General features: G+C 37.0%; 21 protein-coding genes and 1 tRNA gene. 13 read left to right on the top strand and 9 right to left on the bottom strand.

Annotated features, from left to right (window positions below):
- Positions 1–54: 54 nt before the first annotated feature.
- The 8 genes from pbpC (at position 55) to B9N62_RS04100 (ending at position 14,346) form a co-directional block, all read left to right on the top strand.
- The gene (gene pbpC, locus B9N62_RS04135) at positions 55–2,223 is read left to right on the top strand and encodes a penicillin-binding protein 1C (protein WP_087584503.1); all 2,169 of its coding nucleotides are present in this window, start codon (positions 55–57) and stop codon (positions 2,221–2,223) included.
- Position 2,224: 1 nt separating this feature from the next.
- On the top strand, positions 2,225–7,345 hold the full coding sequence (locus tag B9N62_RS04130) for an alpha-2-macroglobulin family protein (RefSeq protein ID WP_087584502.1): 5,121 nt from the start codon (positions 2,225–2,227) through the stop codon (positions 7,343–7,345).
- 120 nt (positions 7,346–7,465) lie between these two features.
- Positions 7,466–10,090 carry a valine--tRNA ligase gene (locus B9N62_RS04125; RefSeq protein WP_087584501.1) on the top strand — a complete coding sequence of 875 codons (2,625 nt, stop codon included), beginning with the start codon at positions 7,466–7,468 and terminating at the stop codon, positions 10,088–10,090.
- Complete coding sequence (locus tag B9N62_RS04120; RefSeq protein ID WP_087584500.1) at positions 10,090–11,046, top strand: methionine ABC transporter ATP-binding protein; 957 nt, start codon at positions 10,090–10,092, stop codon at positions 11,044–11,046. The genes B9N62_RS04125 and B9N62_RS04120 overlap by 1 nt, the downstream gene beginning before the upstream one ends.
- The gene (locus tag B9N62_RS04115; RefSeq protein WP_021086223.1) at positions 11,046–11,720 is read left to right on the top strand and encodes a methionine ABC transporter permease; all 675 of its coding nucleotides are present in this window, start codon (positions 11,046–11,048) and stop codon (positions 11,718–11,720) included. The genes B9N62_RS04120 and B9N62_RS04115 overlap by 1 nt, the downstream gene beginning before the upstream one ends.
- Before the next feature lie 257 nt (positions 11,721–11,977).
- Entirely contained in the window at positions 11,978–12,760 is a 783-nt protein-coding gene (locus tag B9N62_RS04110) for a MetQ/NlpA family ABC transporter substrate-binding protein (RefSeq protein ID WP_087584499.1), read from the top strand.
- A 77-nt stretch (positions 12,761–12,837) separates the two neighbouring features.
- Positions 12,838–13,617, top strand: coding sequence for a MetQ/NlpA family ABC transporter substrate-binding protein (locus B9N62_RS04105; RefSeq protein WP_087584498.1), 780 nt, complete (start codon positions 12,838–12,840; stop codon positions 13,615–13,617).
- Positions 13,618–13,755: 138 nt separating this feature from the next.
- On the top strand, positions 13,756–14,346 hold the full coding sequence (locus B9N62_RS04100) for a DedA family protein (protein WP_087584497.1): 591 nt from the start codon (positions 13,756–13,758) through the stop codon (positions 14,344–14,346).
- 72 nt (positions 14,347–14,418) lie between these two features.
- On the opposite strand, the gene murI is transcribed toward B9N62_RS04100, so the two are convergent.
- Complete coding sequence (gene murI / locus B9N62_RS04095) at positions 14,419–15,207, bottom strand: glutamate racemase (protein ID WP_087584496.1); 789 nt, start codon at positions 15,205–15,207, stop codon at positions 14,419–14,421.
- A 92-nt stretch (positions 15,208–15,299) separates the two neighbouring features.
- Here murI and B9N62_RS04090 point away from each other — a divergent pair, with 92 nt between their 5' ends.
- Both B9N62_RS04090 and murG read left to right on the top strand, forming a co-directional pair.
- Positions 15,300–16,460: an FtsW/RodA/SpoVE family cell cycle protein gene (locus tag B9N62_RS04090; protein WP_087580079.1), complete on the top strand. Its 1,161-nt coding sequence runs from the start codon at positions 15,300–15,302 to the stop codon at positions 16,458–16,460.
- Positions 16,457–17,479 (top strand): undecaprenyldiphospho-muramoylpentapeptide beta-N-acetylglucosaminyltransferase, encoded by a 1,023-nt coding sequence (gene murG / locus B9N62_RS04085; RefSeq protein WP_087584495.1) that lies wholly within the window; start codon positions 16,457–16,459, stop codon positions 17,477–17,479. The genes B9N62_RS04090 and murG overlap by 4 nt, the downstream gene beginning before the upstream one ends.
- Here the strand turns inward: murG and B9N62_RS04080 are convergent.
- Together B9N62_RS04080 and B9N62_RS04075 are read right to left on the bottom strand one after the other, a co-directional pair.
- Positions 17,471–18,205: an imidazole glycerol phosphate synthase gene (locus tag B9N62_RS04080; protein ID WP_087584494.1), complete on the bottom strand. Its 735-nt coding sequence runs from the start codon at positions 18,203–18,205 to the stop codon at positions 17,471–17,473. The genes murG and B9N62_RS04080 overlap by 9 nt on opposite strands.
- Before the next feature lie 71 nt (positions 18,206–18,276).
- Positions 18,277–18,353 (bottom strand) — tRNA-Arg (locus tag B9N62_RS04075).
- Positions 18,354–18,463: 110 nt separating this feature from the next.
- Between B9N62_RS04075 and B9N62_RS04070 the strand changes: the two genes are divergently transcribed.
- The 3 genes from B9N62_RS04070 to B9N62_RS04060 are packed head-to-tail and all read left to right on the top strand — an operon-like array spanning position 18,464 to position 20,308.
- Complete coding sequence (locus B9N62_RS04070; protein ID WP_054196631.1) at positions 18,464–18,649, top strand: hypothetical protein; 186 nt, start codon at positions 18,464–18,466, stop codon at positions 18,647–18,649.
- A 50-nt stretch (positions 18,650–18,699) separates the two neighbouring features.
- Positions 18,700–19,530: an adenylosuccinate lyase gene (locus B9N62_RS04065; RefSeq protein ID WP_087584493.1), complete on the top strand. Its 831-nt coding sequence runs from the start codon at positions 18,700–18,702 to the stop codon at positions 19,528–19,530.
- Positions 19,531–19,567: 37 nt separating this feature from the next.
- A complete protein-coding gene (locus B9N62_RS04060) occupies positions 19,568–20,308 on the top strand; it encodes a hypothetical protein (protein ID WP_087584492.1) in 741 nt (246 codons plus the stop codon).
- A gap of 3 nt (positions 20,309–20,311) precedes the next feature.
- Here B9N62_RS04060 and B9N62_RS04055 read toward each other — a convergent pair whose 3' ends face one another.
- The 6 genes from B9N62_RS04055 to B9N62_RS04030 all read right to left on the bottom strand — a co-directional run.
- A complete protein-coding gene (locus tag B9N62_RS04055) occupies positions 20,312–21,562 on the bottom strand; it encodes an RNA polymerase factor sigma-54 (protein WP_257640176.1) in 1,251 nt (416 codons plus the stop codon).
- 3 nt (positions 21,563–21,565) lie between these two features.
- Positions 21,566–22,294: an LPS export ABC transporter ATP-binding protein gene (lptB, locus tag B9N62_RS04050; protein ID WP_087584490.1), complete on the bottom strand. Its 729-nt coding sequence runs from the start codon at positions 22,292–22,294 to the stop codon at positions 21,566–21,568.
- A complete protein-coding gene (gene tsaE, locus B9N62_RS04045) occupies positions 22,287–22,685 on the bottom strand; it encodes a tRNA (adenosine(37)-N6)-threonylcarbamoyltransferase complex ATPase subunit type 1 TsaE (protein ID WP_021086198.1) in 399 nt (132 codons plus the stop codon). Before tsaE ends, lptB begins: the two co-directional genes overlap by 8 nt.
- Positions 22,685–22,930, bottom strand: a complete 246-nt coding sequence (locus B9N62_RS04040; RefSeq protein ID WP_087584489.1) for an RNA-binding S4 domain-containing protein — start codon at positions 22,928–22,930, stop codon at positions 22,685–22,687. Before B9N62_RS04040 ends, tsaE begins: the two co-directional genes overlap by 1 nt.
- Positions 22,931–22,963: 33 nt before the next feature.
- Complete coding sequence (locus B9N62_RS04035; protein ID WP_087584488.1) at positions 22,964–23,791, bottom strand: alpha/beta hydrolase; 828 nt, start codon at positions 23,789–23,791, stop codon at positions 22,964–22,966.
- A partial coding sequence (locus tag B9N62_RS04030; protein ID WP_141083201.1) for a TonB-dependent receptor domain-containing protein occupies positions 23,785–24,366 on the bottom strand: 582 nt, incomplete at its 5' end. The genes B9N62_RS04035 and B9N62_RS04030, both read right to left, overlap by 7 nt.

Below are 24,366 nucleotides of genomic sequence, written 5' to 3'. Positions count from 1 at the left end.
TTTTAAAAAGGTCTAATTATAGCTACTTAAACTTTAACAGCTATAATCACGCAAATGAAAAAGCTTAAATTTCTAAAATTCCTTGCCCTATTTTTGGCTCTTTTGGTTGCTATTTTTTTGATACTTGATCAAATTTATCCACTAAATTTAGACGCACTTAAAAAAGACGAAGCCAAAATTTTGCTTGATAAAAATGGTGAGATCATAAATATGAAGCTTAGTAGTGACGGAATTTGGAGATTTCACGAGCAAAGCTTCCCAAGCTCGCTAAAACAATGCGTCGTTCTTTTTGAGGATAGATACTTTTACTACCATTTTGGCGTAAATTTTGCCTCTATTTTTAGAGCATTTTTCCACAACCTAAGAAGCGACAACCGTATAGGTGCGAGCACTATTACGATGCAAGTAGCTAGGATGCTGGAGCCAAGTGATCGAAGTTATAAAAATAAAATAAGAGAAATTTTTAGAGCACTTCAGCTTGAACTTCACTTTAGCAAGGATGAAATTTTAAATTTTTATCTAAATTTAGCCCCATATGGTGGCAATATCGAGGGTGCAAAGGCGGCAAGTTTCTTTTATTTTGGAAAAGAGCTAAATGAGCTTAGCTACGCTCAGGCAGCACTTTTAAGCACGATTCCTAAAAATCCAAATAAAAATAGACTAGATCATGTTTCAAACATAAATGCCCTAAAAAACAGAGTCATAAAGATGCTTTACAAGGCAAAGTTGATCGATCTTAGTGCGTTTAAAAGAGCACAGGCCGAGCCATTTAAAAATGTAAGGATAAGAGCCGTTGTAAACGCAGGCGACTACGCAAATGTCGCTTTTAAAAACCAAATTTCAAAGGCTAGCTTGGATCTAAATTTACAAAAAGATATGCTTAAAATTTTAAAAGATACGATGTTTTCGCTAAAGGCTAAAAATGCAAATAACGCTGCTGCGGTAGTCATTGATAATAAAAAAATGAGTGTTGTTGCCTTCATAGGCTCACACGATGAGCGCGCACGTGATGGCAAAAACTCAGCCATAAATATGAAGCGAAACACCGGCAGCACGCTAAAGCCTTTTATCTACTCACTTGCGCTTGATAGTGGGCTTATAACGCCAAATTCGCAGTTAATAGACACGCAAATTTATATAAAAGAGTATGCCCCAAAGAATTTTAGTAATGATTTTTTAGGTATCGTAAGCGCGAAAGATGCTCTAAATTTCAGCCTAAATATTCCGGTTATAAATTTAAACTTAAAACTAAAAGACAATTCCCTTTACGAACTACTTGAAAAGGTAAATTTAGTAGATGAAAATAAGGAGTATTATGGAGCTTCTATAACGCTTGGAAGTGCTGAAATGAGCCTGCTTGATCTTGCTCATCTTTATACTATTTATGCTAATGACGGCGTTTATAGGCCACTTGAGTTTGCAGGAAAAAACTACAAAAATGAAGAGAAAAATGTAACTCTAATCTCGCCTCAAAGTGCCTATTTAACTGCTAAAATGCTAAGCGAAGCCTCAAGATCATATCTAAAAAATGCTTGGCAGTACGCCAAAAATACGCCCAAAATAGCCTTTAAAACTGGTACAAGCGCAAACTCACGTGATCTTTACGCCATAGGCGTTGATGAAAATTACACAATTGCTATTTGGATTGGAAATTTTAATGCCAGTAAAACTGATAAACTAACAGGACTAAATGACGTATCAAAGAGCCTTTTTGATATGTTTAAGATAATCGCTCAAAAAGAGAAGTTAAGATTTATGAGTGAGCCAGATGGCATAGAAAAGCTGCCAACTTGCCTTGATGCCTTTAACTATGAAAAGTGTAAAAAAATGGCGCTTGATGATAGGATAAATGGTGTAGATTTAAAGGATAAGTGCGAAAGTTTAAGGGGCGAAGAGCTTGATTTTTTGGTTAAAAATGAGCTTTTGGATAAAGATGAGATACAAAAAAGCCCTTGTGCTGAAATTTTTAAAGATAAAAAGCCAGTTTTTGCCTATCCGTATGACAATGAAGAGATAGTGACAGATGAAAATATTACACAAGTTATGGTAAAATGCTACGCGTTTTTAGGCGATGAAATTTACCTAAAAATAGATGATTTGAACTTTTCTAAGATAGAAAATGCAAGCGAAAAAAAGTTTGATCTAACTCTTGGCGAGCACAGCATAAAATGCCTTGATCAAAACTCAAATCAAAGTGAAATAACAATAAAAATAAGGAGATAAAATGTGGCAAAAAGTAGCGCTTCTAGCACTTTTGGGAATGACAAATTTATATGCTTTGAGCCTAAATGGCACTGCGCAGATAAAATCGCCCCTAAGCGTAGAGTTTGGACTAGAAGATAAAGTCGATAAAAATTTTGTTGGTATGCTAAGTGATAAAAAGCTACTTTTGTGCCAACCAGCATTAAATGGTACGGTTAGATTTAATAGTCAAAGCTTGCTACTTTTTACAAAAGATATGCATGCTGGTTTGGATTACAGCTGCAAGCTTGAAAATGGAAGCACTGCTAGTTTTGCCACGAAAGAATTTGAGCTAACAAAGACAGAAAAAATAAGCGATAGTAAATATATACTTAAATTTAATGATGAAGTAAATATTGAAGCTATCAAAAATATTGCCGTAAAAGATGCAAAATTTAAAGTGATTGAGCTTTCTAACAATAGCTTTGAGCTTAATCTTGATAAAAATTTAAGCAATCCAGTTTTTGATTTTGGTGAAAAATTTGAGAGCAAATTTGGTGCAACGCTTTCAGGTGAAACGATAGTAAATTTTGCCGATGAAATAAGCGAAGAAAGCGTAAATATAAATGATAATGCAAAGAGTCTTGAGATACCAGAAATTTATCCAGTGAGCCTTGATAATGGTATCTTGGGCTTTAGAATTTATCTAAAAAATTGGCTTGATGACGATATTAACTTAAAAAAATTTATAAACATTAAAGGTGTAAAAAACTTTAGCATTAGTGACGTTAAATATAGTGACAACTATGAAGAAAACTCAGAGCTTAGCGAGTATTATTACTACATTGATATTACAAGTGACGATTTTAAGCCACAAAATAGTTATGAAATCACCATTAAGCCCGGTTTTGGCGATGATAGAAATGTAGTAAGAGAAGAAAGTAGCTATGAAGTAGTAGCTGGCAATTTCACTCCATTTGCAAATTTTATAAATAATGAGCCATATATCTCAAGTGTCGGTGAGATCGGTATCAGAAGTGCAAATTTGCCTGAGTTAAATGTAAGCATTGAAAAGCTAAGCGATCAAAATTTTAGATATTTCTTAAATTTTAATGACAATAACGAAGAGTTAAGCAACTTCAGCACAAAAGTGGCAAGCAAAAGCTATAAACTTGATGGCGCATTAAATGAAATTTCGCTAAATAAAATCAAACTTGACTTTGCCGGAGCTGGAGACGGCGTTTATAAGATAAATTTAAACTACGGCAAGGATAAGAGCGTCTCAAAAGTAGTCTATCTAAGCGATATCGCCGTAAATGCAAAGCTTGGCAAGGATGAAATTTTCGTATTTGCAAATCGTCTTGGCGAAAATACAATGCTTCCAAACGCAAATGTAAAAATTTATGGCAAGAAGAACGAAGAGATCGCAGTTGGTGCGACAAATGATATAGGCGTTTTTAAATTTAACAAAAAAGATATTTACAAAGATATCTCCTCAGTAGTTGTCTCTCTTGGAAAAGAGCAAAATTTTCTTATTTTAAAAGAAGACGAAGCGCTAAATGAAGCGAAATTTATGAGCCAAAATGCTAGTGAGAGTATCGATGCGTACGTTCATTTTGCTTCAAATATCATAAGACCAAATGAGAGTTTAAAGGGTGCAATCTATCTAAGAGATAGAGATTTTAATCCTTTAAAAAATATGCCTGTAAAGATAAAATTTTTCGATCCGCAAGGCAAAAGTAGCGCTGAAATTTCAAAAAATACAAATGACGTTGGCATGGTAAATTTTGAAAAAGAGATACTAAGCGATCTTAGTGGCAGATTTAATATGCAAGTAATTTACGCAAGCAAAGTGATCTCAAATGTGCCATTTTTTGTTGAGAGTTTTATGCCAAATAGGATAAAAAATGAGATAACGCTTGAGAGAGATAAATTCTTCGCAAATGAGCTTATTAGAGCAAATCTAGCTAGTAACTATCTCTTTGGTGGCGCTGCTAGCGAGCTTGATGGCAGCATGCAGGTGAGCTTTTTTGATGATGAATATAAAAATAGCGAGTTTAAAGAGTATAAATTTAAAAACAATACGCTAAAACCAAGTGCTTATCCATCTTTTGAGAATGATCTCACTCTTTCAAAAGATGGTAAATCAAGTCAAATGATAGATCTTAGCTTTAGCACTAAAAATGCCTCTTCTATCATAAGAGGCGTGATAAATTTCAATGTAAATGATGATGGCAAAAACGTAAGCAATACAAAAAGCTTTACGCTCTATCCTTATAAAGATATGGTCGGTATCGCAGCAAGCACGACATTTGCTGAGCCAAACGAAGATGTAAAAATAAGAACAGTTGTGGTAGATATGTCAAGTCAAAAGGCCGTAAAATCAAATTTAAAATTTGATATAAAACGTGTCACTTGGCAATACCAAAGAGATGCAAATGGCTATATAAAGTGGTTTCAAACGCTAGAAGATGTGGATAATTTTTATAAAGACAATGGCGAGTTTAGCTATAAATTTACACAAAGTGGCTCATATGTGATCATCGCCACAAATCTAGTAAGCGGAGCAAGCACAAGCCTTGATATGGACGTAAGTGGCTACAACTACTCGACTCTAGCACCTACAAAAGAGCTTAGTAAATCTCAAATCAAACTAAATAAAAATATCTACAAAAAAGGCGATGAGCTAAGTGCTGATATAAGCTCAGCTATAAAAGAAGGTATCGCACTTGTTACGCTTGAAGATGGTGGCGTGAAAGCTTACAAGGTTGTTAAGATAAAGAATAACTCAGCAAATGTGAAATTTAAACTTGATTTTGATTTTAGCGGACTTTACGTGAGTGCAAATATCTACCGCATGACAGATGGTGGATTAACTCCGTTTAGGACTTACGGCAAGGTCTATGCTAAAGCTGATAAGTCATCAAGGATACTTGATCTAAGTCTTGATGCACCAAATACAGCAAAAAGCGATGAAAATATAAAAATTTCTCTAAAAACAAAGCCAAAAGCTTATGTGAATTTATTTATCACAGATGTTGGCGTGCTTGATATAACGTCACAAAAGCCAGCCGATCCGCTTAAATTTTTTGACAAAATTTTACCAGATGGCGTCTTTGACTATGACATTTATAATATGCTCACAAACTATAAGGTTGAGGGCAAAACTTTAAGCTTTGGTGGCGATATGGCAGCACTTGCCATGGAGGCAAAAATGGCAAAACATGCTAGCCCGGTCGATAGTAAAAAGGTAAAAACATATGCAAATTTAGTAAGCCTTCAAGCTGACGATAATGGTGAAATTTCATACGAGTTTAAAACACCAAATGGCTTTAACTCTGCCGTTAGAGTAGATGTCGTGGCAAATAATGAAAATAGCATGAATGCGGTAAATAAAGAAATTTTAGTAAAAGATGATGTGATTATTAAGCCAAGCGCGTTAGTTTATCTGCTAAAAGGCGATGATCTAAATGCCAACTTAAGACTCATAAACACAACAAATGAGGATAAAAATTTAACCATAAAAGTGGCTAGCAGTAAAAATTTAAGCATTAAAACAAAAGAAAATGTAAATTTAAAGCCGCTTGAAAATAAAGCCTTTACATTTAAAATTTCAGCTCTTGAAGCTGGAGCTGGCGAATACAATATAACAATAAGTGATAAAAGTAGCTCAAAAACTGCTCAAAATTTACTTGATGTAGTTAATCCTTATACGATTAGCACCTATGCAAAAAGTAGCGTCTTTGATAAAGAGAGCATGATCTCTCTTCCAAAAGGCTTTCACAATGTTAGTATAGATGCGTCAAGCTCGGTCTCAAGCGTGCTATTAGCAGCTTCTAAAAATTTAGTCGAGTACCCTTATGGATGTGCGGAACAAAGGAGCTCAAGGCTGCTTGCGCTTTTAAATTTAAAGCCAAAAGATGAGCTTGAAAAAAATGATCAAAAGAGATTTATTGCAAGCGGTATGAGTGAGCTAATTAAGATGCAAAAACCAGATGGTAGCTTTGGCTACTGGAGCGATCTAGGTAGTACAAATGCATTTGCTTCGATCTATGCAACTGACGTGCTGCTTGATCTTGAAGAGGCTGGATATGAGCTAAATAAAAATGTAAAGCAAAGAGCATTAAATTCGCTCTTAAAATATACAAATACAGACATTGAAGCCCTATATGCTATCTATGTAAGCTCCCGCGCAAATGTTGCTGATAAATCAGTGCTAAATAAAATTTATGACCACAAAGCTTACAATACGACTGCACTTAATAAATATCTAATGGCAGCGGCTCTAAAGCTAAACGGCTTAAATGACGAAGCAAAGGTGGCGCTAAAAGATATCAAAAAAGCTCAGGCGGCTGATTACAGCAGGGATTATTCTAGCTTTGGCTCAAAGATGAGAGACAATGCATTTATCTTGTATCTGCATGCAAAATATTTTGAGAAAAACGACTACTCAGATGATCTTGCAAATTTCTTGATAACAAATTTAAATGAGCTTAGCTCAACGCAAGAGCGCGCTTTTACTCTTAGAGCACTAAATGCCTACTTTGGCAAAGATGTTGGCGAGAAAAATAATAAATTTAAGCTTAGCTACAATGGCGAAAGCAAAGAATTTAACGGCCTTTTAAGCGTATCGTTTACAGCAAAGGATGGAAATTTTACCATCACTCCACTTGGTGAAAACAAGCTATATGCCACTATTTTAAGCTATGCTTATGTGCCACTTGAGATTAAACATAAAATAGAGCCAAAAGAGCTTGACATCTACCGAACATTTGTGGATGAAAAAGGCAAAGAGCTAGGTCTTGACAGCCTAAGAGTAAATGATGTTATCTATTCAAAAATAGTGATAAATTCTAAAGCTATGGTTAAAAATGGTGTAATAAACGAGATCGTAAGCAGCTGCTTTGAGCCAATAAATGAAAATCTAAGTGGCTTTAATAAGAGTCTTAAAGATAGCATTGAGCTTGAATATCAGAGCATAAAAGATGATCGCGTTTTAAGTTTTTATACACTAGATAGTGACAAGAGAGAGGCTGTGCTTTACACACCTTATCGTGTAAGACTTGGCGGCAAATGCTCACTTGGCGCAGTCACAACTGAAAATATGTATAACGAAAGACAAAATGACTACGACCTAGCTCAGCGAAGCTTTACTGTCAAATAAGCCATATAAATTCCGGGGCGTTTAACCGCCCCAAGCCCATATTTCCCCACTTTTGCAAAGATTTTTTTAAACAAATTTTAGATAACATTAAGTATTTTTTAAACGAAAGAGGACACAAAAGTGGCAGAATTTTACAATGCAAAAGAGATAGAAGATAAATTTTATAAAATTTGGGAAGAACGCGGATACTTCGAAATAGACGCGAACAAAGATATCCAAAAAGATGGACGTAAATTTTGCATTATGATGCCACCTCCAAATGTGACTGGCTCGCTTCACATCGGACACGCCCTAACCTTCACGCTTCAAGATATCATGACTCGCTACAAGAGGATGGACGGCTACAAGACGCTTTGGCAGCCAGGACTTGACCACGCTGGCATCGCCACTCAAAATGTCGTTGAAAAGCAGCTTTTAGCTCAAGGCATCAAAAAAGAAGAGCTCGGACGTGAGAAATTTGTAGAAAAAGTGTGGGAGTGGAAGGAGAAAAGCGGCGGCATGATCGTCCATCAGATGCGCAAACTTGGCATCACTCCAGCTTGGTCGCGCCAGAGATTTACTATGGATGAGGGCCTAAGAAAAGCCGTAAAAAAAGCCTTTGTAAATTTATACGACAAAGGACTGATCGTTCAGAAAAACTACATGATAAACTGGTGTACACATGACGGCGCACTCTCTGACATCGAGGTCGAGCACAAAGAGAATAAAGGCAAGCTTTATCATTTGAGATATTATTTTGCAGACAAGCCAAGCGATTTTGTTGTAGTGGCGACAACTCGTCCAGAGACCTACTTTGGCGACACCGCAGTAATGGTAAATCCAAACGACGAGCGCTATAAAAATTTAATCGGTAAAAAGGTGATACTACCTATCATAAATAGAGAGATCGAGATCATCGCAGACGAGCACGTTGATATGGAGTTTGGAACAGGCCTTGTTAAGGTCACACCTGCACACGATCAAAACGACTACGAGGTAGGCAAAAAGCACAACCTTGAGTTTATCACCGTCTTTGATGAGAAAGGCATTTTAAACGACAAGTGCGATAAATTTGCAGGACTTGAGAGGCTTGAGGCTAGAGATATCGTCATGGCCGAGCTTGAAAAACTTGGCAATGTCGAAAAGATAGAAGACTATGAAAACCAAGTAGGATACTGCTACCGTTGCAAAAACGTCGTCGAGCCATATATCTCAAAGCAGTGGTTTGTCAAAAAAGAGATTGCAGACGAGGCGATACAAAAAGTCTCAGAAGGTCTTGCTAAATTTTATCCGCCGCACTGGATAAACAGCTTTAATGCGTGGATGAGAGAGTTAAGAGACTGGTGTATCTCACGTCAGCTTTGGTGGGGACATCAAATTCCAGTATTTTACTGCGATGACTGCGGTTATATGTGGGCTGACGAAGGCGAGCCGTGTGAGTGTAAAAAGTGTAAAAGTAAAAATTTCCACCAAGACCCAGACGTGCTAGATACGTGGTTTAGTTCTGGTCTTTGGCCATTTAGTACGCTTGGCTGGGGTAATGAAAATGAGCTAAAAAATGAAAAATGGTTTGAGGGCGATTTGGCTGAATTTTATCCAAACAACCTTCTTATAACTGGCTTTGATATATTATTTTTCTGGGTTGCTAGGATGATGTTTCAGGGTGAAAATGCCCTTGGCAAGCTGCCATTTGACGACATTTATCTGCACGCGCTTGTAAAAGATGAGTTTGGTAGAAAGATGAGTAAAAGCCTTGGTAACGTCATCGATCCGCTTGATAGCATAAATGAGTATAGCGCTGATATATTGCGCTTTACGCTAACGCTTTTGGCCGTTCAAGGACGCGATATCAAGCTAAGCGACGCTAAGATGAAGCAGGTAAGAAATTTCACCAATAAGCTTTATAACGCAAGCAAATATCTTATGCTAAATGAGAGCAAATTTGCAAATTTAGAGAATATCAAGCCTCAAACAAAGCTTGGCATTTATATGAATAGCCGCTTTAACGAGTGCGTGAGAGAGGTGCGCGAAAACATCGACGCCTATCGCTTCAATGACGCAGCAAACACACTTTATAAATTCCTTTGGGATGAGTTTTGCGACTGGGGCATCGAGCTTAGCAAGGCTGATAAAGCGAGCGTAAAAGAGCTTGGAAGTATATTTAAAGAGGCGATGAAGCTGCTAAATCCTTTCATGCCGTTTCTTTCAGAGTATCTATTCCAAGAACTTAGTGGCACACAGCTTGAAAACGCAAAATCAATAATGGTGATGAGCTATCCAGAGGTAAAAGAGCGAAATTTAGAGGTTGAGAAGAAATTTGAGCTAGTTATCGAAGCGATCGTGGCTATTCGCCGTGCAAAAGCGACCATCGATCTTGGCAACTCAAAGATCGCAAAAGCCTTTGTTAAATTTAACGAAAAAATAGATCTTGACGAGGTTAAAGAGTATATTAAACTGCTTGCAAAATGCGAAGAGATCGGCTTTATAGATGAGAAAATCGACAATTCAATAAGAGATGTGAGCGAAAATTTAGAGGCATTTGTCCCGCTTGAAGGGCTTGATATGAGCGGTATCATCACAAGACTAAGGTCTCAAAAGACAAAGCTTGAAAAAGAGATAGCCAAACTTTCAGGCATGTTAAATAACCAAAATTTCGTGGCAAATGCACCAAAAGAAGTTATAGAGACAAACAAAGAGGCTTTAGATAGTGCTGAGGCTAAATTTAAAAAAGTATGTGAAGAATTAGAAGCTCTTGGAGAAAAATAGTGATAAAAATAGAGAAATTAAGCAAATTTTATGGTGATACGCAGATCCTTTTTGATATAAATTTAGAGGTTAAAAAGGGTGAAATTTTTGCTATCGTGGGACACAGCGGCGCTGGTAAATCAACGCTTTTAAGGTGCATAAACGGGCTTGAGAGCTATCAAGGTGGCAGCCTAAAAATCTTTGATAAAGAGATAAAAAATTTAGATGAGATGCAGCAGAGACATTTAAGGCGAGATGTTGGGATGATATTTCAGCATTTTGCCTTGATGGCTAGAAAAAACGTCTTTGAAAACGTCGCTACTCCGCTTAAATTTTGGGGTTATAAAAGCGATGAAACTGAAAAAAGAGTGAGAGAACTTTTAAATTTAGTCGGTCTTGAAAGCAAGGCAAAAAGCTATCCAAGCGAGCTAAGTGGCGGGCAAAAACAGCGTGTCGCTATCGCTAGAGCACTTGCTTTAAATCCTAAAATTTTACTAAGCGACGAGGCGACTTCAGCCCTTGACCCAAACACGACAAATCAAATTTTAGAGCTGCTTGAAAAGATAAACAAAGAGCTAGATATCAGCGTCGTCATCGTCACGCACGAGATGGAGGTTGTAAAATCGATCGCAAAACGAGCGATCTTGCTAGAAGGTGGCAAGATAATAGGCTCTGGAAGCATTGAGGAGCTATTTTTAAAGCCAGATGAGAAGATGAAAGAGTTTTTGGGCGAGGTTGAAATTTTGCCAAGCACTGGCACAAATATCAGGCTATTTTTTCCAAAAGAAGTGGCTCAAAATAGCGTGATCACACATATGGCTAGAAGCCTAAATATCGACTTTAATATAGTCTGGGGCAAGCTTGAGAAGCTAAACGACAACGTCCTTGGCTCGCTTGTCATAAACATAGATGAAAAAGATAAAGAAAACGTGCTTAACTACATCAAGCAAAGTGGCGTTTTGTGGGAGGTTGCTTGATGTTTGGTATTGATTTTTCTAAATTTCCAGATGTATTTTCTAGGATACTGCTGCCAGCTATCGGCGAGACGCTATATATGAGCATCGTCTCCACCCTACTCGCCTTTGCCATTGGCCTCATACCAGCGGTTTTGCTCATACTTTCAGATAAAGACGGCCTAAAGCCAAACAAACAGCTTTACTTTGTCCTTGATATCGTTATAAACGTGCTTAGAAGCTTTCCATTTATTATCCTCATTATTGTGCTCTTTCCGGTCACAAAAATGATCGTAGGTACAAGTATTGGCACCACAGCTGCGATCGTTCCGCTAACTATCGGAGCGGCTCCGTTTGTAGCAAGGCTCATTGAAAATGCGCTAAAAGAGGTTGATAAAGGTATAATTGAAGCCGCTCAAAGTTTTGGTAGTTCGAAATTTCAGATCATCTTTAGAGTGATGTTTGTAGAAGCGCTTCCTGGCATCATCTCGGCTTTTACACTAACGCTTATCGTAAATATCGGCTTTTCAGCAATGGCTGGCGCGGTTGGCGGTGGCGGACTAGGATCTGTCGCTATAAACTACGGTTATCAAAGATTTCGCCCAGATATCATGCTCTACACCGTGGTTATTCTTATCATTATGGTTCAAATTTTTCAAGTTTTAGGTAACTATTTATATAAAATTTCTAAAAAATAGACCTTTGTTTTTATCTGATTTTAAGCTTTTTTCCTTAAAATTGCCCGAATTAATTTTTAGCTGAAAGGATAAAAGATGAAATCAGATATGTGCCACATGTGCCGCCTACTAAAAAACGCGTTGTCGAAAGACTAATCTCTAAGCACAAAATTTCTTTTTAAGTGCTTAGAACTAGCTTAAGCGCTTAAAAAGAAATTTAACCCTCTAGCTTAAATTTATCCTTTTTTAGTGCTTAGCAAATTTTAAAAGGATAATAAATGAAAAAACTACTTCTTACTTCTTTAGTTGCTCTTGGTCTTAGTGTAAGTGCAAATGCAGCTGATAAATCAAAAACAATAATCGTTGGTGCTACACCTATCCCACACGCTGAAATTTTAGAGGTTGTAAAGCCTATTTTGGCAAAAGATGGCTATACGCTTGAGATCAAAGAATTTAACGACTACACCACGCCAAACCTTGCGACAGAGGACGGCGACCTTGACGCAAACTTCTTTCAACACATCCCATATCTTGAAGAATTTAACAAAAACAAAGGCACTCACCTTGTAAAAACAGTTGGCGTACACCTCGAGCCAATGGGAGTTTACTCTAAAAAGATCAAAGATATCAAAGAGCTAAAAGATGGCGCGATCGTTTCTATCCCAAATGACCCAACAAACGAGAGCCGCGCACTTGACATCATAGCTAGTGCTGGTCTTATCAAGCTAAACAACAACCCACTAAAAACTCCGCTTGATATAGTTGATAACCCTAAAAAACTTAAATTTGAAGAGATAGAGACCGCTCAAGTGCCAAGAACGCTTGATGACGTTACTATCGCAGTTATCAACACAAACTACGCTCTAAATGCAAACCTCAATCCAACAAAAGACGCGCTTGTGATCGAGAGCAAAGATAGCCCATACGTAAACTACGTAGTTGTAAAAGCTGGCAACGAGAATAGCCCTAAAACTAAAGCACTTGATAAAGCGATACACTCACCAGAGGTTAAGAAATTTATCGAAACAAAATATAACGGCGCTATCATCCCAGCGTTTTAGTCAAATTTATAAAAAAGCGACGTAAAAGCTTTTACCTTTTTAGCGTCGCTTCAAATCAAATCAAAAAAGGAAAAACAATGAAATTCATCAAACTTTTAACCGCATCTTTAGTTGCTCTAAGCCTTCACGCAGCCGACAAGGACCACACTATCATAGTCGGCGTTTCGCCAGTACCACACGCTGAAATTTTAGAATTTGTAAAGCCAAAGCTAAAAGATAAAGGCTATGACCTTGTTATCTCTGAAATTTCAGACTACTCTATCCCAAATGTCGCAACAGAAGATGGCAGTTTGGACGCAAATTTCTTTCAGCATTTACCATATCTTGAGGAGCAAAACAAGGCTAGAGGCTTGCATCTTGTAAGCGTTGCAAATGTTCATGTTGAGCCACTTGGCTTTTACTCTAAAAAGATAAAAAACATAAAAGAATTAAAAGATGGTGCAAAAGTTGCGATCGCTTATGATCCATCAAATGGTAATAGAGCACTTAGAATTTTAGAGAAAGCTGGTCTTATAGAGATCGATAAAAACGTAAAAGTTGCAACTATAAATGACATAACTAAAAATTCTAAAAATTTACAATTTGTAGAGCTTGAGGGTGCTCAGATACCAAGAACGCTTGATGATGTCGATATCGCTGCCATTAGTACAAATTTCGTCCTTGATCTTGGCATGAGCGTGGCAAAAGACGCACTTTTGCTTGAGGATGCCAACAGTCCTTACGCTAACATCATCGTTACAAAGGCTGGCAACGAAAATAACCCTAAAATCAAAGCTTTAGTTGATGCGGTGCTTAGCCCTGATACCAAAAATTTCATCATCACTCGCTATAAAGGCGAAGTTATACCTGCATTTTAAAAACGGGGCGAGCTTTCGCCCTATTTTGTTTCTACTTTCATCTTGTTTTAATAAGCTATAAACTCTCTTTATTTTTGTCAAAAAGCTTAAGCTATGCTTTGCTAAAATGGCTCACTTTAAAATTTTTCAGGAATTTAAATGCTGCATGATGTTATTGATTTTATAGTTGCGAGCGTAAGTAGTTGGGGTTATGCTGGCATATTTGTGATGATGTTTTTAGAAAGCTCGTTTTTTCCATTTCCAAGCGAGGTCGCGATGATACCAGCTGGTTATTTGGCACATAAAGGTGAAATGAGTTTAATTTTGGCCTTTCTTGCAGGTACGCTTGGAAGCCTGCTTGGAGCTGTTTTTAATTACTATCTTTGCTATTTTTTTGGACGTGAGATCTTTTTAAAATACGGCAAATTTGTGGGAATTACTCATGAAAAAATGGATAAATTTGAGGCATTTTTCAATAAACACGGCGAAATTTCTACATTTAACTCACGTCTGATTCCTGGCATTCGTCAATACATCAGCCTACCAGCCGGACTTGCTAAGATGAACATTTTTAGATTTTGCCTATTTACCTCACTTGGAGCTGGGATTTGGTGTGCTGTTTTGCTTGGAGTTGGCTATTTTATAGGCTCAAACCCTGATAAACAGACACTTTTAATAATCACGATCGCTCTTTTAGCGGTGGTTATAGTAATAAGTGTAGTCTATATAATAAAGCAAAGAAAAGCCTAAATACATATAAAAGTATGTAAAATTTAGTGTATTTTATAAAATTTTTATTTGTGGTATTTAGTTAGATTTAACCTAGCAGATCGCCCTCATCTTCTCTAATCTAGCTAAATTTCTTAAAATTTTATCTAGCTCAAATTTACTGAATACTTCATTGCCAGAATAGAAAAATCTAACTTTTGGGGCTTTATTTAAAGTAGAAATTTTTAGTCCAAGCTCACTTATGAGGCGGTTTATTGTCCCTTCGTTGCCATCAATTATGCTTATATTTGATGGCAAAATTTCTCTTAGGCTATCTTTAAAATAGTTAAAGTGCGTGCAGCCAAGCACCAAAAAGCCAAATTTGCTTAGATCAAATTTAGCTAACTCTTCTTTTAGATATGATTTTACGTTTTTGGTATCAAATTCCCCATTTTCAGCAAAATTTACAAGGCGCGGTAGAGCAAGTAGCTCAGTTTTATCTTTTGCGTGTAAATTTGCGATCAGCTCTTTTAGTTTTGCACCATTTACGGTGACCGGAGTGGCTATGACAAGCGTTTTTAAGGCATCATCATGGCTTAAGTCATGAGCCTTTTTTACGGCTGGCTCCATGCCGATTATAGGTACATTTAAATTTGCTCTAAGCTCTTTTATCGCTACGCTTGTTGCCGTGTTGCAAGCCACTACAACGGCGTTTGCGCCATTTTCTATGAGAAATTTCACCGCATCAAAGCTAAATTTTAAGATCTCATCCCTGCTCTTTTGTCCGTATGGGACATTTTTAACGTCTGCGTAATATAAAAATTCATGCTCGCTAAGCTTGCTTAAAGCTTCATTTAAGACACTCAGTCCGCCAAGCCCCGAGTCAAATATGCCTATCTTCATGCCCATCCTTAAAGCCTGCAATTATAGCAAATAATATCTTTGTAAGCCGTTTTTTATTATACTTTGGCACTTTTTAAACTTGGAGTTAAATTTTGGCAGTTGATAAGATCATTTTCTATCTTTGTTCGACTTTGATCGCTATAAGCATTATTTTTTCACTATCTTTGCCAGTTTTTACGGTTTTATTTTTTAATTACGACGAATTTCACTTTTTTATCCGCCAATTTATCGTCGGCTGCATAGGAATTTTTCTCATGTGGTGGCTCTCTAGGCTCAATCCTGAAAAGACGCTTGTTTGGATAGGATTTGGCCTTCTTATATCTTGCGGTATCGCCATGGGGCTAATGCATGCATTGCCAGCTTCTATGGTAACTGACGCTGGTGGTGCTAGGCGTTGGATCAGGCTACCTGGCTTTTCGCTAGCTCCAGTCGAGTTTTTTAAAATCGGTTTTGTCTACTTCTTGGCTTGGAGTTTTACTAGAAAATTTAGTGAAGGCAAAAGGACCTTACTAGATGAGATTAAGATACTTATGCCTTATATCATTCTTTTTGGTGTTGCTATCTTTCTTATCGCTGTTATGCAAAATGACCTTGGTCAAGTGGTCGTGCTGGCACTTACATTTGTGACGATGGCACTTTTTGCAGGAGCAAGTGCGAGACTTTTTAGTATCGGTATTTTAGGAGCCGCTTTTGTTATGACAGTAGCGATAATCAGCTCTGAGCATAGAATTTTACGTATAAAATCATGGTGGGGTACGATACAAAATATGGTGCTTTCTTTCTTGCCTGATAGTGTTGCAGACGTATTAAGAGTGGCTGATGCACCAGAGCCATATCAAATTTCTCACTCATTAAACGCTATAAAACATGGCGAATTTTTCGGAGAAGGGCTTGGCGCTGGTATATTTAAGCTTGGTTTTTTAAGCGAGGTTCATACTGACTTTGTATTAGCTGGTATCGCTGAAGAGGTAGGTGTATTTGGTATTTTGTGTATCGTAGCTATATTTATAACGCTACTTTATAGAATTTTTAGAATTTCAGCTAGAAGCGAAAATAAGGTATATCATCTATTTACGCTTGGTGTAGGACTTATCTTATCGTTTTCATTTTTAATGAATAGCTACGGTATCACATCGATCACGCCTATTAAGGGTATTGCTGTGCCATTTCTTAGTTACGGCGGTAGCTCTGTGCTTGCGATTTGTATCGGTATCGGCATGGTCTTGATGGTTAGTAAAAGGGCAAAATTATGATTGTTATTTGCGGTGGAGGCACTGGTGGGCATTTAGCGATCGCAAGAAGCTTTTGCGAAGAGCTAAATAGACGAGATATTAAGCCTATATTTATTGGTTCAACTAGTGGGCAAGATAAATTTTGGTTTGAAAATGACGAGATTTTTTTACAAAAATTTTTTTTACCAAGTAGTGGTGTGGTAAATAAGAGAGGCTTTGCTAAACTAAAATCACTAACAAATATCGTAAATCTTGCTTTAAAATGTAGAAAAATTTTTAAGCAAAATGACGTTAAGGCAGTCATTAGCGTTGGTGGCTACTCGGCAGCGCCAGCAGCCATTGCAGCCATTATCTCAAAAGTACCGCTTTTTATCCACGAACAAAATGCTGTAATGGGCAAATTAAATAAAATTTTAAAGCCCTACGCGAAAGGCTTTTTTAGCTCTTATGATGAAGCTTCGCCCTACCCTTATCCCGTAGCAAAGAAATTTTTTGATAGTGCAAGAGTGAGAGATGAGCTAAAGACTATTTTGTTTTTAGGAGGCTCACAAGGTGCAAAAGCGATAAACGAGCTAGCTATAAATTTAGCTCCATATCTTAAAGAAAAAGGCATAAATATAATTCATCAATGTGGTAAAAACGGCTTTGATGAACTTAAAAAAAGATATGATGAACTTGGCTTTAATGAAACGAATTTAGAAATTTTTGAATTTAGTAAAGAGATAGAAAATAAGATGAGCAAGGCTGACCTTGCCATATCAAGAGCAGGAGCTAGCTCGCTTTGGGAGCTTTGTGCAAATGCTTTGCCATCTATCTTTGCGCCATTTCCTTATGCTGCTGGTAATCATCAGTTTTATAACGCTAAATTTTTAAAAGATAAGGGCATTGCTGAAATTTGTTTGCAAAATGGAGAAATTTTAGACAAAGACGAAGTTATAAGAATGATAGAAAATTTTGATCTAAACAAAAGCAGCAAAGCTCTAAAAGAGATCCTTTTGCCAAATGGAGCAAAAGAGATAATTGATAAAATTTTAAACTAGCTCCTCGCCTATCGTACAAGCTTTTAGTTCTTTTAGCTCAAAGATTAAGTAGTGATAAATAAGCTCATTTGTATTTAAAATTTTTGCACTAAAGACTGGTTTTATCATAATTATTATCTTGTCAGTTATGCCCGCGATCTCCACTAGCAAAAGCTCATCTTTGCGTTGCTTTGCAGCCTTAATACAATTATAAAAGAACGTATAAATTATCTTAAAATTTTGCAAAATAACATTTGAAACTATCCTAGAATGAATATGTAAAACATTATGTATACGCTCTTGTAGAGTATTTAGCTCCGCAAGTAGTGATTTTATTTGAGTAGTGTCTGTTGTCCTAGAAAAGAGATTTTTCGCTTTATTTTTGTTTTGTATTTGATACTCTGCTACCAAAATTTCTATTATATTTAAAATGGCGACATAGCTTTCTTGTAAATTTTCATTTGCCTTAAAGCTCACGCCATTTTTCTCAATTTTATAGTTTAAGCTTCTCTTTATCTGCTCTAAATAAGTACTAATGTTTTCATAATAGTCCTCTGTGTTGAAGACACTTTTAAAGAAATCGCTTTCACCTTTTAAATTTATAAGCTTTTTTTTAAGTTCATCAGCGTTTTTATTAAACTCTACAACCCCAACTGCTAACCCGATCTCGTGCTCACTATTTTGTTCTAATGCTGTCAAACTTTCTTTTAGTACCGAAATTTGTTTTTGAATATTTTGAAAATCCATTTTTTCTCTTTTAATTTTTTTGCTTATTTTACTATAAAAATTATGAAGTTTATCATTAAGAATTAAAAAGATGGTGCGCCCGAGAGAATTCGAATCTCTGACCTTTTGAACCGCAATCAAATGCTCTATCCAGCTGAGCTACGAGCGCACAAGAAAGTTAAGTCGAGATATTAGCCAAACTTTCCTTAAAGAAAAATTGTATTCATTTTAATTTTATAACTGTTTTAGTAAAATCCAATAAAAATAAAAGGAGCAAAAATGAATGATTTTTTCGATAGTTTAAAAGAGATAAAAAAAGAACTTACTAAAGAGCAAGGTGAGATCAAAAAAACTCAAAAAGAAGCCGTTTCTCATACAAAAGAAGAGGCGATCTCGTATAAAGAAAATAAACTAAAAAACGAATTTGCAGAGTACATTAAAGGTCAAGATATAAGAAAAATATAAATTTGGAATGCTTATTGCTAAAACATGTAATATTTTATGTGGAGTAGGCAATGAAAGTTACGCAAACATTAGAATCTCTAAGCATTTTAACTGATAATGACACTTTGTTTCGTGAGCTTAGAGATATGATAAGCAGAAATTTTACAAAAATTTTATCTAATAAAAATAAGGTTATTTCGTTTTACGAAGAGAGCGAGATCCCACAACGCAAGTGCTTTTTAAAATTTATAAAAAAACTTTATGAAAAGCAAAGTGATGATAAGCTTGATATTCGTTTTGCAAACTATAAAACCATAAAACTTGGCTTTGTTCAAAAAAATACCCTAACTCCAGTCATTAGCCTAAACGTAAATTTTGTAAAAAATGAAGTCAAATTTGAACTAAAAGATGCACTTTGCAGAGATTTTGCTGGCTATATCAGCGAGAGTCTGGTAAAAAGTAATGTTACTTTTAGCAAAAATGATGATTTTTTAAACATCACCATCTCAAATGACAACGACATAAACACATTAAACAAACTGCTCTACAAAAGAAGCTACCCAAAATTTAGCGTAAATTTTATCTATGATGAAAAAGACTACAAAGCCTTTAAACAAGGCATAAAAATAAAAAGCTCATCTAAATTTGTAAGTAGATTTTCTGTGCTTGCAAATTTACTTGAGGAAAATTTTGGGATTTTGGGTTGCAAAAAAGATGATGACTTTGAAACCATTAGACAAAGCTACCTTTCGCTCGTAAATATCTACCACCCAGACAGGCACACCAACAAAAATCCTCTCATACAAGAAGAATACGCAAAGAAATTTAAAAATATTCAATCTGCTTATGAGAGTCTAAAACCATACTTTAAAAATCAAGAAAATTTTGTAATGGTTGGCTAGAGCACGGCTTACCATAGAGCTATTAAAGAGAGCAAAAATGAATGGTGAAATGTTTAATATATGCGCCATTATTGTTGCCGCAAAGCAGGCCATAAAGTCAAATTCTCCTATCCTGTATAATGGCACTAGCTACGAAAATAGTATAAATTTTCACTTTCTATCAGGCCATAGGGCAAATAGCGTAAATGAGTGGTTTGAGCACGCATTAAAACTTGGATTAAGCGATGTAAGACTTACTGCAAATTTAACTGGCTCATCAGATGAACGTTTATTGCTTAGCTTTTCAAACTCTACCGCAAAATTGATCATCTGCATTTTTAAAGAGCATATAAGCTGCTTCGTACCCTACTGGAAATACAACAAAGATCAAAGAGGCTGGGATATAATATATAAAGAATTTGGTCTTGAAAAAGATGTTAATTTAGAAAATTTTAGCGACAACACAGAGGCTTTTGTGGCCATACTTATCAAGATAGCGGCCTTTGCAGATGAGATAGAGTGTGAGAATTTTGGTGAGTGTTTTCGCAGGGCATTAAAATCACTTAGATCTTCAAGCAATGATGATCAAAAGATATTTAATGCACCGCTTATTCCAAAGAAAAATTTAGCTCTTTTTGCTGCGGCAAGCTTGGCTGATGTTTTTGGTGGTATGGGCTCTTGGAACGACGATGCAGCAGGCATGGCACAATATAAAAAACGTGGTAAAGAGTATGAAGAGCTTAGCAACGAGCTTTTTACGCAGATACGCAAGGCCATACTTTTTGCTGTAAATGAGTGATAGTTAGCCGTTTATCTGATAGACTTTTTTTCGCTGGCTTGAGCTGCCGATGTTTAGAATTTTGCGGTATTTTGTGATAGTGCGGCGAACGATTTGGATGTTAAATTTAGCTTGGATTAGCTCTTGAATTTTTAGATCAGAAAGTGGCTTTTTGTGATCTTCGTTTTTTATAAGCTCTAGCAAAAATTCCTTTATCGCAGCATTTGAAGTCTCCTCGTCAAAGCCAGTTGAAAAGAAATTTTTAAGTGCGACCGTGCCTCTTGAGCAGCTTAGATACTTATTTGCGATTGCCCTTGAGATGGTTGACGGATTGCGTCCAAGCTCGTCTGCTAGGTCTTTTAGTTTCATGGGCTTTATGTCGCCGCCCAAAAAGTAGTCATACTGATACTCAACTATCATGAGCCCTATCTTATAAAGCGTTGCCTTTCTCATCTCAAGGGCGTCTATGAGCTCGCTCGCCTCTTTTATGCGCGAGCTTACAAAGACCTCTTTCTCGTCTAGCCCCTCGGTATCAACCAAAATTTCTGGATAGTACTCATCATTTATCTGCACACTTATGCCACTGCTTGTGCTTAGCACGAAGATATCAGGCACCGCCTCTTTTTCATCTTCGAGATACTCAATGGCCGGGGGATTTTTAAATTTTTTTATGATCTTTAGCGCGTCGTCGTAAAATTTTAGCTTTCTAAGTTTTTCTATGTTTTCAAAATTTAAGATAATCTTTTTCGCACACTCTATGATCTCATCACTTGCCTCTGCCTCGCCAAGCTGAAACAAAAAGCTCTCTTTGACATCTTTTGCACCAACGCCACAAGGCTCAAGGTAAGCAAATCTCGCTCTAACCCGCTCTACTTCGCCCTCATTAAAGCCCGCAAAAATTTCATCATCATAAGAAAAATAGCCCTCATCGTCTAAGCACTCGATGATCTTATATGCGATATCTTGTGACTTTTGCGTGGGAAAAAGTGGTGGATTTATCTGACTAATTAGCTTTTCATAGAGGCTTTCTTTATAAATGCTTAAAGCCTCGATGCTCTCACTTACTGAATTTTTACTGACTTGCTCGAAAAAATTTCGTTTTTTTTCGCTTTTTTCTAAATTTTTATGCTCAATTGTGGCAAATGGATTGTCTTTTATAAAAGGCTCAAGCGTCTCTTTTAGCTCATCAAGCCCGCTTTGAAGGATAGGAAGCCAGCTTCTTAGCGTTTGGTTTAGTTTGATCTTTGGCGCTAAAGTTTGCTTTTGCCTTAGCATCATCTACTCAAGTAGCTTAAATTCTTCGCCAAGATAGTGCGTTCTAACAAGCTTGTTGTTTGCTACTTCGCTCGCACTGCCGCTTGCTAAAAGTGAGCCATCTTTGATGACGTAGGCTCTGTCGCAAATAGCTAGTGTCTCACGGACGTTGTGGTCAGTTATCAAAACACCGATGCCTAGCTTTTTAAGGTCCCTAACGATGCTTTGGATGTCGCTAACTGCGATAGGATCGACGCCTGCAAATGGCTCATCAAGCAGCAAAAATTTTGGCTTTATGATGAGACTTCTAGCGATCTCACAGCGTCTACGCTCGCCACCACTTAGACTAACGCCCTTTCTTAGGCGAATAGGCTCAATGTTTAGCATATTTAGCATCTCATTTACTTTTTTAGAGATCTCTTCTGTGTTTTGATCTAAAATTTCAGCTCCAAGAAGTAAATTTTCTTCTACACTTAGCTCTTTAAATATGCTTGATTCTTGCGGTAAATAGCCAATGCCAAGGTGCGCCCTTTTGTGAAGAGGGACACTTGTGATCTTTTGATCATCCAAAAAGACATCTCCGCTAGTTGGCGAGATGAGTCCACAAATCATATAAAAAGTAGTCGTCTTTCCAGCGCCATTTGGCCCAAGAAGCCCCACAACCTCGCCACTATTTACCTCTAAAGATATGCCTTTTATGATCTCAGTTTTTTTGATCGTCTTTTTTAGATCTTTTACTTCTAGTTTATGCACTTATAACCTCGTATTTTCTACCATTTTTGCTAGGAGAAATTTTTACTAATGTATAGCTTTCGCCGTTTTTCTTTAGAGCTTTTTCTAAATTTTCATCGCCCCACTCTACTAGATGAAGCCCCTCTTCAAATAAATTTTCAAAAAGACCATTTTTGGCCATCCCGTCAAATCCGATCTGATAAATGTCGTAGTGGTAGATATCTTTACCATAAATTTGCATCAAAGAAAATGTCGGCGACGTCACGCTCTCATCTATGCCGTGCGCTTTGATGATCGCCTTTACAAGCGTCGTTTTGCCACTTGCTAGATCGCCACTTAGTAGCACCACGCCACTTTTTGGCAGCACCCGCACAAGCTCATCAAGCTCATTTTCTAAAAGTTCAAAAACCATCAAAGCTCTTTTACATATTCGCTCTGAGCGCTTTTTGGTATGCTTTTTGTAGTTGGGATCGCTAGCACCTCATATCTCGCCTCGTGAGCTAGAAATTTGATGGTGATCACGTCGCCTATCTTGACATCTTTGGCCGCTTTTGCCTGCACGCCGTTTATGCTCACAACGCCACTTTTGCACATATCTTCGCTGACAGCACGCCTTTTGGTGATATTTACTACGTTTAAAAATTTATCTACTCTCATGTGGCGGATTTTAACAAAAATAGCCTTAAATTTTTAATCCTTTATATATTTTAAAAGCTCTTTTAAATTTAGAGGTATGACGCTGCCATGGGTTTCATTTTTAAAAAGCTCAAAGTGAGAATTTATGCCACTTTGCTTTAAAATTTGAGCTAGATCACTCGCCTTTAAAATGCCAGCTTTATCAGTTTTGCCCTTTCTCTTTTCAAGCTCGCCAACGCTAAGAAAGACAAATTTGGCTTTTAATTTCTCTTTAAATTTACCCTCACTCACGTTTTGCTTTAAAATTTCAGACTCGCCCCACCAAAGAGATGGCGAAGCGATAAAGAAATTTTGAAAAATACCCTCATTTTTAAGCAACGCATAGAGTGTAAAAAGACCGCCAAAAGAGTGTCCATAAAGGCTTTTTTGGCTGTCTTGCACATTAAATTTCTGATCGATAAGTGGCACTAAATTTCTTGTCAAAAAATAGTAAAACGCATCTGCACCACCGCCTTTGCTAAACTCCTCGCCCTTTGCTTTTGGTGTGAGATCTCTTGTGCGTTTTTCCACCTCATAGCTTTTGTCTGTATCATATCCTATGCCTATTATTAGTGGGGCAAAAGAGCCATCAAATTCATTTAAAAGCATGTTAAACTGAGCGTTTGCATCAAGTAAAAAAAGCACATTTTTAAACTCATTTTGCCCCTTTAGCTTGGCTGTGAAAATTTTATAAATTTCACCATTTGCGCTCATTTTAAAGCTTGAAATTTCAAATTTACTAGCAGCTTTTTGGCTAAGTGGCTCAGGCGTTTGGCTAGGTCCTGCGTGCAAAGTTTGCGTCACACCAAGCGTAAAAAGCAAAAATTTAAACGCTCTTACCATTTTGCAGCGACCTTAAACCAAAATCTCCTACCCTCTTGCGGATAAAAGTAGTATGTATCGCCCACAAGCGACTCATCGTATCTTACTTTATCAAAGATATTATAAGCATTTAGGCTAAGAGTTAGGTGCTTGTTTGCGTCCCAGCTGACGCCTGTATCGAAGGTGAGAAGGTCTTTTGTGTTCTCTCTTACTTTGTTGCCAGCACCAAAATTTACGCTCGTTAGCTTACTCTCGTAGTTTGTGCCAAAAAATGTCTTGACGCTTTTTACAGGCTTATATGTAAGCGTAGCGTGAAATACATGCTCTGGCGTTGCTGTTAGGCTTTTGCCATCAAGTCTGTTAAGCCCTGTTTGGCTAAATTTCATAGGGCCATTTGGCGTGTTTATCGTTGGGTCGCCAGTTTTTATCTTTGATTTGTTATAAGTGTAGTTTGAGCTTAAATTTAGATTTGAAAGGATGTCATAATCGCCACTTAGCTCCACGCCCCAAACGGTCGCACCCTCAATGTTAAAATAAGTTCCCCAGCCAGGGCAACCGACTGTTTTTACCCTTGTCCTTGCTGGGCAAGCGCCAAA

Source organism: Campylobacter concisus, assembly GCF_002165785.1.
In the GTDB taxonomy this organism is placed as follows: Bacteria; Campylobacterota; Campylobacteria; order Campylobacterales; family Campylobacteraceae; genus Campylobacter_A; species Campylobacter_A concisus_W.
Note: the sequence above shows the minus strand (reverse complement) of the source record. Positions and strands in the feature narration are given on the sequence as shown.